General features: G+C 37.9%; 11 protein-coding genes and 1 pseudogene. 3 read left to right on the top strand and 9 right to left on the bottom strand.

Annotated elements, in window-relative coordinates; translation table 11 throughout:
* Positions 1-51 precede the first annotated feature (51 nt).
* The 8 genes from LG375_RS02250 to pabB all read right to left on the bottom strand — a co-directional run bounded on the left by LG375_RS02250 (position 52) and on the right by pabB (position 8969).
* Positions 52-681 carry a TerD family protein gene (locus tag LG375_RS02250; protein WP_048790426.1) on the bottom strand — a complete coding sequence of 210 codons (630 nt, stop codon included), beginning with the start codon at positions 679-681 and terminating at the stop codon, positions 52-54.
* Positions 682-704: 23 nt separating this feature from the next.
* Complete coding sequence (locus LG375_RS02245) at positions 705-1421, bottom strand: TerD family protein (RefSeq protein ID WP_073690089.1); 717 nt, start codon at positions 1419-1421, stop codon at positions 705-707.
* A 23-nt stretch (positions 1422-1444) separates the two neighbouring features.
* Positions 1445-2041 carry a TerD family protein gene (locus LG375_RS02240; protein WP_070656036.1) on the bottom strand — a complete coding sequence of 199 codons (597 nt, stop codon included), beginning with the start codon at positions 2039-2041 and terminating at the stop codon, positions 1445-1447.
* Between the two features lie 20 nt (positions 2042-2061).
* Positions 2062-3192 (bottom strand): toxic anion resistance protein, encoded by a 1131-nt coding sequence (locus LG375_RS02235; RefSeq protein ID WP_225745194.1) that lies wholly within the window; start codon positions 3190-3192, stop codon positions 2062-2064.
* Between the two features lie 11 nt (positions 3193-3203).
* A complete protein-coding gene (locus LG375_RS02230; protein ID WP_225745193.1) occupies positions 3204-4772 on the bottom strand; it encodes a YceG family protein in 1569 nt (522 codons plus the stop codon).
* 150 nt (positions 4773-4922) lie between these two features.
* Positions 4923-6011, bottom strand: coding sequence for a cysteine protease StiP family protein (locus tag LG375_RS02225; RefSeq protein WP_073690008.1), 1089 nt, complete (start codon positions 6009-6011; stop codon positions 4923-4925).
* 25 nt (positions 6012-6036) lie between these two features.
* Positions 6037-7179, bottom strand: a complete 1143-nt coding sequence (locus LG375_RS02220; RefSeq protein WP_107373154.1) for a phosphoribosyltransferase domain-containing protein — start codon at positions 7177-7179, stop codon at positions 6037-6039.
* A gap of 71 nt (positions 7180-7250) precedes the next feature.
* Positions 7251-8969 carry an aminodeoxychorismate synthase component I gene (gene pabB / locus LG375_RS02215; RefSeq protein WP_225745192.1) on the bottom strand — a complete coding sequence of 573 codons (1719 nt, stop codon included), beginning with the start codon at positions 8967-8969 and terminating at the stop codon, positions 7251-7253.
* A gap of 146 nt (positions 8970-9115) precedes the next feature.
* Here pabB and LG375_RS02210 point away from each other — a divergent pair.
* From LG375_RS02210 to metF, 3 genes and pseudogenes are all read left to right on the top strand, one after another.
* Positions 9116-9465 (top strand): annotated as a pseudogene (locus tag LG375_RS02210) (hypothetical protein).
* Between the two features lie 252 nt (positions 9466-9717).
* Positions 9718-11967, top strand: a complete 2250-nt coding sequence (metE, locus tag LG375_RS02205) for a 5-methyltetrahydropteroyltriglutamate--homocysteine S-methyltransferase (RefSeq protein ID WP_037600819.1) — start codon at positions 9718-9720, stop codon at positions 11965-11967.
* A 186-nt stretch (positions 11968-12153) separates the two neighbouring features.
* Positions 12154-13029, top strand: coding sequence for a methylenetetrahydrofolate reductase [NAD(P)H] (metF, locus tag LG375_RS02200; RefSeq protein WP_021144026.1), 876 nt, complete (start codon positions 12154-12156; stop codon positions 13027-13029).
* Positions 13030-13167: 138 nt separating this feature from the next.
* Here metF and LG375_RS02195 read toward each other — a convergent pair whose 3' ends face one another.
* Positions 13168-14886 (bottom strand): phospho-sugar mutase, encoded by a 1719-nt coding sequence (locus LG375_RS02195; RefSeq protein ID WP_037600760.1) that lies wholly within the window; start codon positions 14884-14886, stop codon positions 13168-13170.
* Between the last annotated feature and the right edge of the window lie 10 nt (positions 14887-14896).

The following is a 14896-nucleotide window of genomic DNA, read 5'->3' as shown; positions in this document are numbered from 1 at the left end:
TGGGGTGATTTTAGTAAAAATAAGTATCTTGATAACTAAAGAATTCTATTATTAACTGAAGAGAGCTGCGATTCCATTAAGGTCAGCTTGTTTTCCTTGACCAATAGCGTGAAATGCCCAGCTAGCACCATTACGTACTAATTCGGCAAATACAACAGCTGTATCAGTAGAGTAGTCATCTTTTAATTGGAATTTACATAGTTCAGAACCAGTATCCTTATTCACAAGTCGTACGTATGAGTTATTTACCATACCAAATGTTTGACGACGTGCGAGTGCTTGGTCAATGGTTACAGCACAGACAATCTTATTAACTGTTGGTGAGACAGCTTGAAGATTTAGAGTGATGGTTTCGTCATCACCTTCGCCTGCACCGGTACGATTATCCCCGTTTAATTGAATACCATTTGCTACTGGATTATTGTAGAAGACAACGTCAGAAGCAGAAGTAATCTTACCTGCTTCATTTAATAAGAAAACAGAGATGTCTAAATCGAAGTCGACACCACTTACAGCAATATCCCAACCAGCACATAAATCAACATTATTGAGGCTAGGTGCAGCTTTGGCAAGGTCTAGGACCGTATTTTTTTCGAGATTTAGTGAGATTCCAGATTGTGTAGGTGTGACTTCAGTTGGTGTTGAAACTTCTCCACCCAAACTTGTAAAATTAATAGCCATTTTTCTTCTTCCTTTACATTAAATTATTGATATGCTTTTGCGAGTTCACCAATAGATGCTTTGAAATAATCACCTACGGCTTTAAATGTCCAACCGTTATCAGTACGGTTCAACTCAGCAAATTTAACTGCAGTTGCATTACCACCGTCTTCTGTAAGGTTGAAACGAACCAATTCACGTTCTGGACGTTGTGATTCATCAACTAAACGAACATATGCATTACGTACTTGACCAAAGTTTTGTTTACGTTCTTTACCAGAGTAAATGACAACCGCAACAACAATTTGTTTGACATCTGATGAGACTTGATTAAAGTTTACGAACATATTTTCGTCGTCACCATCACCTGCTCCAGTAAGGTTATCGTGATCCAAGTGGATACCTTGAGAGGATTTATCACCATAATAGACAACATTTGTAGCTTTTTGAGTTAGACGACCTGATTCATCTATGAGAAAAGCTACAAGGTCAAGGTCAAAATCTGAACCAAATAATTTTGTTTGTACATCCCAACCAGCAGAAACTCGAATATTCTCTAAAGTAGACTGTGTCTTAGAAAGATTCAAGAAATCGTTCTTTTGGAGATTAAGGATACCTGGCTTATTAAGGTCAAGGCTTACTTCACGTCCTTGACTTTGTGAAGATTGAGAAAGAGTCTCAAAAGTCGGTGCTGGCGCTTCAGGCCCATTGTTTGTTGGTGTGTTTGAATTGTTTCCAAGTAGTTTATCAAAAAGTCCCATAATAGTTTCCTTTCCTAAGTGTATTACATATAGCGAGACAAAAGTCCATTGAGGTCAGCAATTGTTCCCTCACCAATAGCTTCAAATTGCCAACCGTTTGGTCCACGGTTTAAGGAACAGGCTGTAACAGCAGTATCTGCAGAATAGTTATCGGTTAACTGATAACGGCAAATTTCAGCATCATTATTATCTGCATCAAGCAAGCGAACAAAAGCATTTTTGATCATACCAAAAGTTTGCTTTTTGCTAACGGCTTCAAAAATTGTCATGAAGAAGATAATACGAGTGATTCGTGGTTCGATGGCATCTAAATTAATTTGGATACGTTCATCATCACCGTCACCTTCACCAGTACGGTTATCTCCTTCGAGTCGAATTCCAGGAGCAGACATATTGTTAAAGAAGATGACGTCTTGCGGAACTTGTGTCACACGTCCACTATCTTCAATAAGAAAAGCTGCCAAATCAAGGTCTGCAGTGGGTCCAGCAACGGCCATATCCCAACCACCACCTAGAACACAGTTCTTGAGTGCTGGTGCTTGTTTAGTAAGGTCAAGCACATTACCTTTTGATAAATTAAGTGATGGTTGCGAACCATTATTAAGTCTTGTGAAATCCATAATAATTTCCCTCCATATAATTAATGCGCGCTAATAAACCCTTTTTCAGCCATATCCGCCTTCATATTTTCCAACTCAACGGAATCAGTCTTGCGTTTTTCAGCAATTTGTTGACTAATTTGTTTGGTTTCATCGATACCTTTTTTGATTGTTTCATAGGTTGAGCGTAGGGTTTCAATCTGCACCGCACTACCACCAGCCATTCGAGCAATATTTACAGACTGAGTTGCTGTATTTTGAGCGTTACGTAGTAGAAGCTCATTCGTTTTTTCATCTAATTGACTGATTGATTTCGCTTGGATTTCTTGTCGTTTTAGTTGAATAGCCTGTACTAAACATTGTTTGAAAATTGGCAAGGTGATAATAAATGATGAATTAATCTTACGCATAAGATTAAAGTTGGCCATCTGCATCGTCTGTATCATGGGACAAGTTTGCATTGCAACATTTTCAGCAATCTGCAAGTCATAAGTACGCTGGTTTAGCATATCCTTAATCATTTGTAGTTTCTGTTGTTGAGTCTGCTTTTCTTGTTCAGTAAGATCGGTTCGTTGCATCATTTGTGCTTGATAAGCTTCGATTTCTTCTTGAGCGAGCTCTCCAGCTACGATATACTTCTCGAGTTCTTCATAATATGCAACATTAGTACGATATTGTTTTTCAAGATCTTCTTGTGTTTGATGAATTTGAGATTCATATTGTTTTAAAATCACATAAATCTTGTCAACTTCTTTTCCCATATCTTCATATTTGGCAAACAATTTATCAATGGAATTTTTAATCTTGCCAAATAACTTTTGAAGCATAGATGCGTTTTCTGGATTTTCGAGCTCTTTGATGTCGAACTTATCCATAATCTTTGTAAGTTGTGTCAGCATACGAGAGGCTTCTTCAGTATTAACGCATTGCATCGAAGACAGTAGCATATCTGAAGTTTGAGAGATTCCCTCGCTAGGTTTTTGACCAAATGCAAGGATGGAATTAACATTTGTGATATCTATTTCATTGGTTAGATTTTGAACCTCTGGAAGAGCTCGCAGACGTTGCTTATAAGCAACATTGTCTGTTAAGACTTCTGGTTGTGTCATCTGCATCTCATTTGTAGGTGATCCGGTCGTAGTAGCACCGAATTCTCCGGTATTAATAGCCATTTATAGTCTCCTTAACTAAAAAATTTACTAAAAAAGTTCTGCTTCCTCTGTTTGTATTTTAAATCTGATAGTCGTCGCTCATAGTTTATTTTATCTAAACGGATGGAATTAAAGTAATCACTTTGAATATAACTATTTAAGTTAGATAAACCAGCTGGTGAAAAGATGACAATATCAAATCCAATTTTATTAAGGTAAGCAATTAAATAAGCCTGACGTTTTGAAATTTGTTCTTCCTCTTCTAGAAAAATAACTAGTTTGGGAATATCGTTGGTAAAATCGAAACTGTCAATAGTTCTGATGATTTTTTTATCTAACATTAATATCATCATAGCAAAGTCCAAAATCTCTTCTTTGGAAGAAATCGGTTTTTTGAAGAAACGATGGTCATCAATAGTCTCATTGATTTTTGAAAGGATGAATTTTTCAGTTTCATCATTATATGATGAATAACGATAGAAAGGCAATTTCATGATTTCTTCTATATCAAATTTACCATTGCTTAGTTGACAAAATGTCAATTGAAACTTATCGGATTCTTCAACACCTGGACTAATGAGATTGAAGTTAGCTGTTGAGGATAGAAATAGACTATTTGGATGCTCTATACAGGTTTTAATGAGGTTTACATATTCGTCTGAATTCTTATATTCACCTTCAATGTCAAAGAAGAAAGTAGGAACATAGACGGTTTTCCCTTGTGTTTTAAAGCCTTGTCTGAGTTTTGCTGGGACTTTCCAGTTTTGTTCAAGATCGATTAAGGTACCATTGAAAAAAATTGGAGAAGTCGTACCATTACGAAATTGCCAAGGACGATAGATACCTGAATTTGAGAATAGCTCTTTTTCAATTTGTTCTTCCAATTCTAAAGTAATTGAGCGATTTTCTTCAATGATATGACCTTCAGAGGCTCGTTGAAGAAAACTTTGAATGGGTAATATTTGTGAATTCTTATGCTTTCTACAGAGCTTATCTGAGTCGATTTCTTTCCAGTACTCGCACTCTCGCAATGGATTAATATAAACAACATCAAACCCCATTATAAAGAGGAGCATTAGAAAATAAATATCATGACGCGAAATATCACCATAGTAGAAGCAATGGTTTGCATGAAAATCTAATTCAGAATAATCTAAGTTCTGTATATATAAGTGAGCATAAAGTAATAGTTTACAGATAAAGTTGTTTTTAACACTATCGTTTAAAAATTTTTCTTGTCTTATGGCAAGATTGACGACATATTCAAAAGCATTTAAAAAAACGTGATTCAAATCAGAGTTCTCAAAAAGAGTGATATCTTGCTTTGAGAGTTGTGTCACATCCATATTGGCAAGTTCATTTTTTATAGCATTGATGAAGTCGAAATCTACATCTAGGAGAATCTCACCATCAAAAAAGATAGTATGGTGAGGATCAGCCTGAATTTTTGAATAAATCGTTGCAAGGACATCGTTATATTTCCCTTGATTTTCCACACCGATGTAGGAAGTGAAGACGGGGTTAAATTGTGGACGAATGCCCTTTCTTTCCGATTTTCTTCTCCAAAGTTCAAATGGAATCTGTTGGAGGCTTAGACTCATTTAGTCACCCCCTTCCGGCACAATGAGTCTTTTCCCAAATAAGCTATATCTTTATATAGAACTTATTCAAGATACTACTATTCTATGTATTCATTAAAGCGGTGTCAAGATAAAACACGAACTATAATGATTTTCATAATTGTTGATGGATTATAGATCTGCTAGCTCTTTAATGATGCCACAAACATTGTACTTTTCAAGTGGATAATATTCAACAGGAACTTGTTTTTCTTCTGCGAGTTGTAAAATATGTTGGAGATATTTGGGATTAGCATCTTTGCGAATGAGAATCCGATCAGGTACGCGTCTAAGTAGAACACGAGTTGTTTCACCAACACCAGGCTTGATTTTATTGATATCTTTAATTTTAAAGTCTTTCGCGATACGTTTTACTTCATCTATACCCTTAAAGTCTTCATTTAACTCTTCTGAGGAAGGAGAGAAATAGTTGGGGTCGCAATCATTAAAGTGCTTTTCAACGGTTTCTAAAAACGCGTTTGATTGATCAATAGCTAAGTTTTCTTCATAAAAAATAGCACCATGAAATTCGTCCTCAGTCATAGTTGGTAATTTAACTGTTCGACTAACAAGACCGCTAACTGTTGCATTAAGACATGCACTTGGGATAAGGAAATCTTGTCTAGTTCCATAAAGCTTTGTTACCGATGCTGGATCACTCAATACGGCAAGTTCACTATCAAGTTTTTGAAAATTCTTTTGAGCTCGAAGTTTTTGACAGGCTTCATCTAAAACAGTATTAATGGCTCCTTTACCGACCCAACCGTCTATAAATTGAATATTTTCAGCAGCATGACGGTCAACGATATAATGCATAGCTGCTGAGTCAATCCCCTTCCCACGTATAATTGAGATACTGTAGTGCGGTGGCGTTACCCCGTATCTAGCTTTGAGATAACGTTGAACGAGAATGCCGATAGGTGTTCCTGCTCTGGCAAGTGAAACTAGAACAAGTTCAGGTCCTTTTGAACTCCATAATTTTTCAGCAAGAGCGACTGTGGCAGATGCTGTTTCAAAAGAGAGTTGGTCTAAGCTATTAAAGTAAAGGTCCATGTAAGTTTTTGTAGGTGCGTATTCTAAAGGAAGCATTTCAGAATAATGGATACCTTGCTGGTTTAATTTCTCACGTTCTGCAGTATCTAAGATGGGGACTTTTCCTTTAACATCTTGTAGTAAGAAAGTTACACTTTCTGCTGGGTAACTGGTGCGAACAAAACGCATGCGTTTCCTCCTATTTATATTTGTTTTATTGTTGGATAAAAATAATTTCTTGTCTTGAGTATGGCTGTAATTGTTCCTTGATGGAATCTTCAAAAGCCTTTGTCATTTCTTCGTAGACGACGATGTAGCGGTCAACTTCCTCAGTTACATTGTAAAGGTATGTTGATCGTTGGCTATCATATGCGCTAGGGAGATGAATAGCATTTTTGATGAGGTAATTATCCTCAGTTGAGATAGCTATAGGACTTCGTGTCGTTGAACGAACCTTCGCACCAATTTCTTGTGCAAGGAGAATTGGAAGCCACATATTTTCTTCAGTTCCGATTACTCTTACTTCATACGAGTCTCGATCTAGTGGGGAGTCATCTAACTTAGAAATGAGAGTCTCAAGAGACTTGCTGTAATTTCTGAATTCAGTTTGAGTTAATCCAAGACGTGGATTATTTTTAGAAGATAAGGTAACCTTTTCATTTTGATCCAAGTTGTTCTCGGGAAGACTCTGATAATCGATAGAAATGGTTGGAACATCATCCTTAAGGTGTCCCTTAATCAAGTAGATAGTGTCGATATTTTCTTCTTTATAAGTAGAAGCATGAGCCATATTTTGCCAGTTAAGGATGGAAGCCACTGCATACTTAGTTCTTTTATTCAATTTTTTAAATTCAGTAATGAAGTTAAGAATAGTATTTCCTGTCGTAATTTCATCTTCAATAAACAAAATAGTGTCATACTCAGGAATGACCTCACGGTAATACAATTTCTGATTTGTTGCGTGAGAATGTTCTTCTTCAAATGAAAGTGTTTGGATAGTTGTATCCAAATCTTCTCGAGTTGTTTGTAGGTAGAAAACGGCGTTTAGGTCATCATTTTCCAAACAAAAATGCATGATGGCTTGACCGATGGCAGTAGCAGTCTCGGCAAAGGCGATGATGAGTATGCGTTCTTGTGAACTTAAATGATCTTTAATTTGTTCGTAAAGTTCTTTAAAAAGCTGAATTGTTGTATTGGCTTGACTAGGATAATGTTTAGCTTGATATTTATTAACAAAGAGATAGTCTCTTTTAGGATTCTTGTATCGTTTACAGATATGAATCAGATCATCTGGATTAAAGTTTGATTTATTTTCGATTATATTTACAAAATCATTTAGTTTTAATTGATAGGTCATATCAATACCTTTCTATGTAATGGTTCATTAGTTTACATATAGAATAGTAAAAATTGTACAGTTTTTTTGATTTATTTCTCCACCTTCAATTCATACAACCCTCTCACCGCATTACATCCGTAGATGGCCTGAGCCTGTTTCAGGTCTTTTACAGTCAGGACTTTTTCTTTCAGCTTATTTTCAGCTATAAGACTTTGTCTGTAGATGCCATTTAAGAGGCCGAGGTGAACTGGTGGTGTGTAGAGTTGGTCTTCGATTTTAAGAACGATGTTACCGATAGAGGTTTCTAGGAGTTGTCCCTCGTGATTATAATAGATTTGTTCGTGAGGTTCGATACTAAGGTGAGGACGGTAACTTGTTTTAAAGAAGGTATAGGGGCTATCCAACGGATGTCTTTGCTCAACTAACCGTGCTTGGCAAAAGTCATCAGATAAGTTTGTTAATTGGCTATGTTCAAACTTCAGTTCACCATCTTTTTTAAGGGACAATTTAAGACGGTAGTCTGTGTCAAGATCTAGTGATTGGCACAGAGCTGTGGCTTGATTGTGAGCTTTTTCTGCATTGAAAGGATAGTCAAAGTATCGGCTACTCTCTTGTAAACGTTTTATATGCTCCTCCAGAAAGATAAGTTTTCCTTGATGAATACGACCGGTAGAAATGAGATCAAATTTTGGGTTCTGACGGTATAGAACAGCAGCTTTTTGCTTGGTTTCTTCGTATTCGGATTCCCAGTTACTGTCCCAGGTAATCCCCCCTCCGACACCATAGATAGCCTTGGTTTCTTCCATTTGTAGTGTCCGAATGGCTACGTTGAAAATACTAGGTCCCTGTGGCACCAAGATTCCAATAGCTCCACAATAAACACCTCGAGGCTGTTTTTCAACCTTCTTAATAATCTCCATGGTTGCTATTTTTGGGGCACCTGTAATCGATCCGCATGGAAAAAGGGCTTGGAAGACATCGCATAAACTTCTATTTGTCAGGAGTTGCGTTTCAATTGTCGAAGTCATTTGCCAAACTGTAGAGTATTGTTCAACTTGGCAAAGGCTCTTGACATCTTCACTTCCTATTTTAGAAATACGATTCATGTCATTTCTAAGAAGATCGACAATCATCATATTTTCAGAGCGATTTTTCTGGTCCTGAGCTAGCCATCTTGCTTGTGCAAGGTCAGTTTCAGTTGTTAAACCTCGATTGGTAGTACCTTTCATAGGACGAGTAGTCAACTTATCGCCATCTTTTTTAAAGAAGAGTTCTGGACTTATAGAAATGATAGAAACATCATCGTGCTGAATAAAGGCATTGTAATGGGCATTTTGCTCAACAACCAATCGGTTATAGATGGCAAAGGGATCAGCTGTCAGGTTCTGTTGAAGTTGAACAGTATAATTGACCTGATAAGTATCACCTTGTCGAATATGGTGGTGTATATGCTCAATAGCAGCCTTGTATTCCTCAGCAGAAGTTAGCTCTTGCCAAGATTTTGGTAAGGTAATAGGGTCATAAGTAAGTGGAATAGGCTCTGTTTGAACAGTTTCATGAACAGTGAAGTAGAGGAGATACTCAGACATTAATGGACCATCAATAACCTGAAATTTTGTCTCGAAGGCAGGGGCTGCTTCATAGGAAACATAACCTACTGCATAATAACCTTCATTTTGATAGGCTTCGAGTTCATCTAAAAGGGGTTTGACTTCCTTAATGTCCTTTGTTTTTAGTTCTTTAATGGCGTCTGTAAAGATTTGTCTGACACCAAGTTCTTTAAAATCAATAACAGTTTTCTTATGCATACATAGAGTATAACATAAGAAGTTTCCCTCTGGTTCTTTTTCATGTTTTAATTATCTTTCTCAAAATTTTAACCAAAAATGAACTTTTCAGATAGTTTTACATATGTTATAATGATAGGGACTAAAAGAAGATTTTAGAGGGAAATATGACTGAAAAAAATAACTTTGAGAAAGGCAACAGCAACCTTTCAAACAATAAAATGAAAAAAGGCACTTCTAAGAATTCATGGAAGCACCAGATGTACGAGCTAGAAATAGCTATTGCTAAAGAGTCAAGTAACAAAAAAAGAAATGAACTCATTAAACTTCATAATGGCTATATGAGTGAGTATGATAGCTTAAAGAAACAAATCATATGGTTAGCCGTTTTGGGAATTTGTTTCTTATTAGTATTGGCAATTTTTGGTTATTTTATTTGGAATAGTTACAATAGTGAGAATATGTCTTATCATCATCTTGGCTTCAAGAGAGGGTACTGAGCACTTATAGAGCTTAGTGTTCTGATCCTAGTAAATAATAGAGTCTCTAGACAAAAGTCTAGGGATTTTTTGATATAAAAAGGGATTTAGTAAGTTAATATATAGTTATTAGCTATAACGATATCTAAGCAAAAGGAGATAACAGAAGTCGGTAACCCTTTATTTTATAGGGTATAGTCTAAAACTATATATAGAGAAAACTAATAGCAATTATACAGCTACCCATTTCTTTGGTAAGATAAGTTCAACAACAAAGAGGAGGACACAAGATGTCAACTACTATCATTGGTTTCCCACGTTTGGGTGAATTCCGCGAATTAAAATTTACAACAGAAAAATACTTTAGAAATGAAATTACTGCAGATGAACTTTTAGCAGCAGCCAAAGACTTGCGTGCAAAACACTGGAATATTGTTAAAGAGAAGGGAATCACTGAAATTCCTTCAAATGATTTTTCACATTACGATAACTTCCTTGATGCAGCTTTCCTTTTCAACGTCGTACCTGAATCTGTTCAAAACTTGGATTTGACAGATCTTGAACGTTACTTTGCTTTGGCGCGTGGTTACCAAGGTGAAAAAGGGGATGTTCGTGCCCTTCCTATGAAAAAATGGTTTAATACTAACTACCACTACATCGTTCCTAAATTTGAAAAAACAACAGAAGTTAAACTTGCTGGTCACAAGATTTTTGATGAGTACCAAGAAGCAAAAGAATTGGGTCTTAATACACGTCCAGTTGTGGTTGGACCATTCACTTTCCTTCAATTGTCTGACTTTGAAGATGGTGTAAAAGCTGAAGACTTCGTAGATAGCTTTGTTTCTGCATACCAAGATGTTTTTGCAAAATTGGCAGAGCTTGGTGCTACTCGTATTCAACTCGATGAGCCAGCTCTTGTTAAAGATTTGACATCTGAAGAAAAAGCTCTCTTCTTGAACCTCTACAACAAGCTCTTGGCTGATAAGAAAGGCCTTGAAGTTTTGATTCAAACTTACTTTGGTGATGTTCGTGATGTCTACAATGACCTTGTGAACTTGCCAGTTGATGGTATTGGTCTTGACTTTGTTGAAGGTAAGAAAACACTTGAATTGGTTAAAGGTGGTTTCCCAGCTGATAAGATTCTATATGCCGGTATCGTCAATGGTAAAAACATCTGGCGTAATAACTACGAGAAAAGCCTTGCAATTCTTGAACAAGTTCCAGCTGAAAATGTTGTTTTGACAACCTCTTGCTCACTTCTCCACGTACCATTTACAACTGCTAATGAAGATTTTGAACCAGCTATTTTGGACCACTTCGCCTTTGCGGTTGAAAAATTGGGTGAATTGCGTGACTTGGATGCCATCCGCAATGGTCAAGGTGCAGAAGCCCTTGCTGCTAACAAAGAACTCTTTGCGACTGAGCGTGTTGGTGAAAATGCTGAGCTTCGTGCTCGTATTGCAGGTTTGACTGAAGCTGATTACACTCGTTTGCCAGCGTTTGCAGAACGTGAAGAGATTCAAAAGGATGCTTTCAAACTTCCATTGCTTCCAACAACAACTATCGGTTCATTCCCTCAAACTAAGGAAGTTCGTGCTAAACGTTTGGCTTTCCGTAAGAATGAATTGTCACAAGAAGAATACGATGCTTTCCTTGCTGAAATCACTGATGAATGGATTAAATGGCAAGAAGAAGTTGGATTTGACGTACTTGTACACGGTGAATTCGAACGTAACGACATGGTTGAATACTTCGGTCAAAACTTGTCAGGTTACCTCTTCTCTAAAAACGGTTGGGTGCAATCATATGGTATGCGTGGGGTTAAACCACCAATCATTTGGGGTGATGTGACTCGTCTTAACCCAATCACTGTGAAATGGTCTAGCTACGCACAAAGCCGTACTGACAAACCTGTTAAAGGTATGTTGACTGGACCTGTTACTATCCTTAACTGGTCATTCCCACGTGAGGACATCTCTATCAAGGATTCAACTCTTCAAATTGCTCTTGCAATCAAAGATGAAGTACTTGACCTTGAAGCTGCAGGCGTGAAAATTATCCAAATTGACGAAGCTGCTCTTCGCGAAAAATTGCCGCTCCGTCGTAGTGACTGGTATGAAGACTACCTCGACTGGGCAATTCCAGCCTTCCGTTTGGTACACTCAACTGTAGCACCAGACACACAAATCCACACTCACATGTGTTACTCAGAATTTACAGATATCATCCCAGCTATCGATAACTTAGATGCTGACGTTATCTCATTTGAAGCTAGCCGTTCAAATCTTGAAATCTTGGATGAACTTAAAGCTCAAAACTTCCAAACAGAAGTTGGACCTGGGGTTTACGATATCCACTCACCACGTGTCCCACAAGACGGTGAAATTGACCACACTATCGAAGCAATCTTGGCAAAAGTACCAAGCGGTAAAGTATGGATCAACCCTGACTGTGGTTTGAAGACTCGCGGAATCAAAGAAACTAAAGAAAGCTTGATTAAGCTTGTAGAAGCTGCAAAAGCAGCTCGCGAAAACTTGTAAGCGGAAGTTATCATATGTTGAAGACCTTCTTCCTTAAGTGTAGAAGGTTTTCAATAGCGAATAATGTTCTAAAGATTTTTGCAAGCAGGCTATGATTAACAATTGTTTAACTGTACTCATGAAGTCAGTAGGCACTTAAAACAGCTTTCGTCTTAACAAAAATCTAAAAAGAAGAAGGTATAAAATATGACAAGCCAAACACCATCACTCTCTTTTGAAGTCTTTCCACCTAACCCAGCAGTAGGTAACGAAAAAATCCTACGTGCCCTTGAGGATATGCAAGGATTGGCTCCACACTTTATCAGTGTTACAGCTAGTAATAACAAATATAATATCAAAGAGACGACGGTTCCTTTGGCGGATCATATTCAAAATGACCTAGCTATCCCAACGATTGCCCACCTTCCAGCTATCTATTTGAGTAAAGAAAAGGTTGCTGATACCTTACGTGACTTGGATGCCGTTGGAGTACACCGTATCTTAGCCCTACGTGGCGATATCATTCCTGGTGTGGAACCTCTTAAAGACTTTAAATATGCCACTGATTTGATTGAATTTATCAAGGAAGAAGCTCCTCAATTTGATATCATCGGTGCCTGCTATCCTGAAGGGCATCCAGATTCGCCAAATCAAATCTCTGATATCCAAAACCTTAAGAAAAAGGTTGATGCAGGTTGTTCTGGTCTTTTAACCCAACTCTTCTTTGACAATGAACGTTTCTATGATTTTCAAGATAAATGTACCTTGGCTGGAATTGATGTACCAATTCATGCAGGAATTATGCCTATCTTGAATCGTAACCAAGCTCTACGTTTGCTTAAGACTTGTGAGAATATTCATTTGCCACGTAAGTTCCGTGCCATTTTGGATAAGTATGAGCATGATCCTGAGTCACTTAGAGCGGCAGGTCTTGCTTATGCGATTGACCAGATTGTCGACCTTGTTACTCAAGATGTTGCAGGCGTTCACCTCTACACCATGAATAATGCAGAAACTGCTCGTCATATTCACGAAGCGACTCATTCCTTATTTAAGCATCATTCACAAGTTAGTGCTCTATAATTGAATCATAAAATTACCACCTATAGTTTAATCTATAGGTGGTTTATTGGTTCTAGTAGCAAAAAAGATAGCTTGCTTCCGTAATCCAAGTTTTGTCGGTATAAAAAAGACTTAGAGCTTAGCTCTAAGTCTTAAATATTATTCGCCTACGAAAGCATTGATTTCTGCTTCGATATTCGCAATTTTTTCTTTAGCATCTGCTTCAGATTCACCAACTGTAGCGATGTAGAATTTGATTTTTGGTTCTGTACCTGAAGGACGAACGGCAAACCATGAATCATCAGCCAAGATGTATTTAAGCACGTTACTTGGAGGAGTTGTCAATTTTTCAACGCCGTCAGCAGTAGTAGCTGTTTGTTCCAAGAAGTCTTCTGTCTTAGCAATGTCTGTGTTGTTGAATTGTTTAGGAGCATTGCCACGGAATTTATCCATGATTTTCTTGATTTCAGCAGCTCCGTCAACACCTGAAAGGGTAACAGAGATAGTTTTTTCTGCGAAGTAGCCGTATTGTTTGTAGATTTCTTCGATACCATCTGCCAAAGTCATACCACGTGAGCGGTAGTAAGCTGCGATTTCAGCAACGATAAGAACGGCTTGGATAGCATCTTTGTCACGTACGAATGGTTTGATGAGGTAACCGAAGCTTTCTTCGAAACCAAGCATGTAAGTGTGGTTGTGTTGTGTTTCAAATTCATGAATTTTTTCACCGATAAATTTGAAACCAGTCAAGACGTTAAACATAGTTGCGCCGTAGCTTTCTGCAATCTTAGTTACCAACTCAGTTGATACGATTGATTTACAGAGGGCAGCATTTGCAGGAAGTGTACCGGCTGTTTTGTGAGCTTCAAGAATGTATTTAGCAATGATAGCTCCGATTTGGTTACCAGAAAGGTTGAGGTAAGAACCATCTGGTTGGCGGATTTCAACACCAAGGCGGTCAGCATCTGGGTCAGTTGCAACCAATACATCAGCGTCTACTTTGCGACCAAGTTCTTCAGCAAGAGCAAAGGCAGCTTGGTTTTCAGGGTTTGGAGATTTAACAGTTGAGAAGTCAGCATCTGGAACAGCTTGAGCTTCAACAACTTGAACAGCTTCAAATCCAGCTTGCGCAAGAGCACGACGTGCCAACATTTCACCAGTACCATGAAGTGGAGTGTAGACAATCTTCATGTCACGACCGTATTCATTGATTAAGTCTTGGTTGATGTTAACGCCTTTAACTTCTTTCAAGTATTCAGCGTCGACGTTTTCACCGATAACTTCAATCAAGCCGCTAGCTTTGCTTTCTTCAAGGTCAGCCAATTGCACAGTGAAAGGATTTTCGATAGCGCGGATGTAATCTGTCAAAGCATCAGCATCTGCAGGTGGCATTTGTCCACCGTCTTCACCATAAACCTTGTATCCATTAAACGGAGCAGGGTTGTGGCTAGCTGTTACCATGATACCAGCAAATGTGTGGAGATGACGAACAGCAAATGACAATTCAGGTGTTGGACGTAGGCTTTCAAATACATAAGATTTGATACCATGAGCAGCCAAAACTTGAGCAGATTCAAAAGCAAACTCAGGAGAGAAGTGACGGCTATCGTAAGCAATAGCAACACCACGTTTTTTAGCTTCTTCCCCTTTTGAGTCAATCAATTGGGCCAAACCTTCAGTTGCTTGGCGAACAACGTAAATGTTAATGCGGTTAGTACCAGCACCAATCAATCCACGCATACCAGCTGTACCGAATTCAAGGTTGGTATAGAAGGCATCTTCTTTCGTTTTTTCATCCATTGCGACCAACTCATCACGAAGGTAAGCAGGCAATTCAGCGAAGTCGAGCCATTTTTGATAATTTTCAGTGTAAGACATAGCAATCTCC

Origin of the sequence: Streptococcus sp. Marseille-Q3604, assembly GCF_916619785.1 — a bacterium.
Taxonomy (GTDB): domain Bacteria; phylum Bacillota; class Bacilli; order Lactobacillales; family Streptococcaceae; genus Streptococcus.
This window is presented reverse-complemented; position numbering and strand designations above follow the sequence as displayed.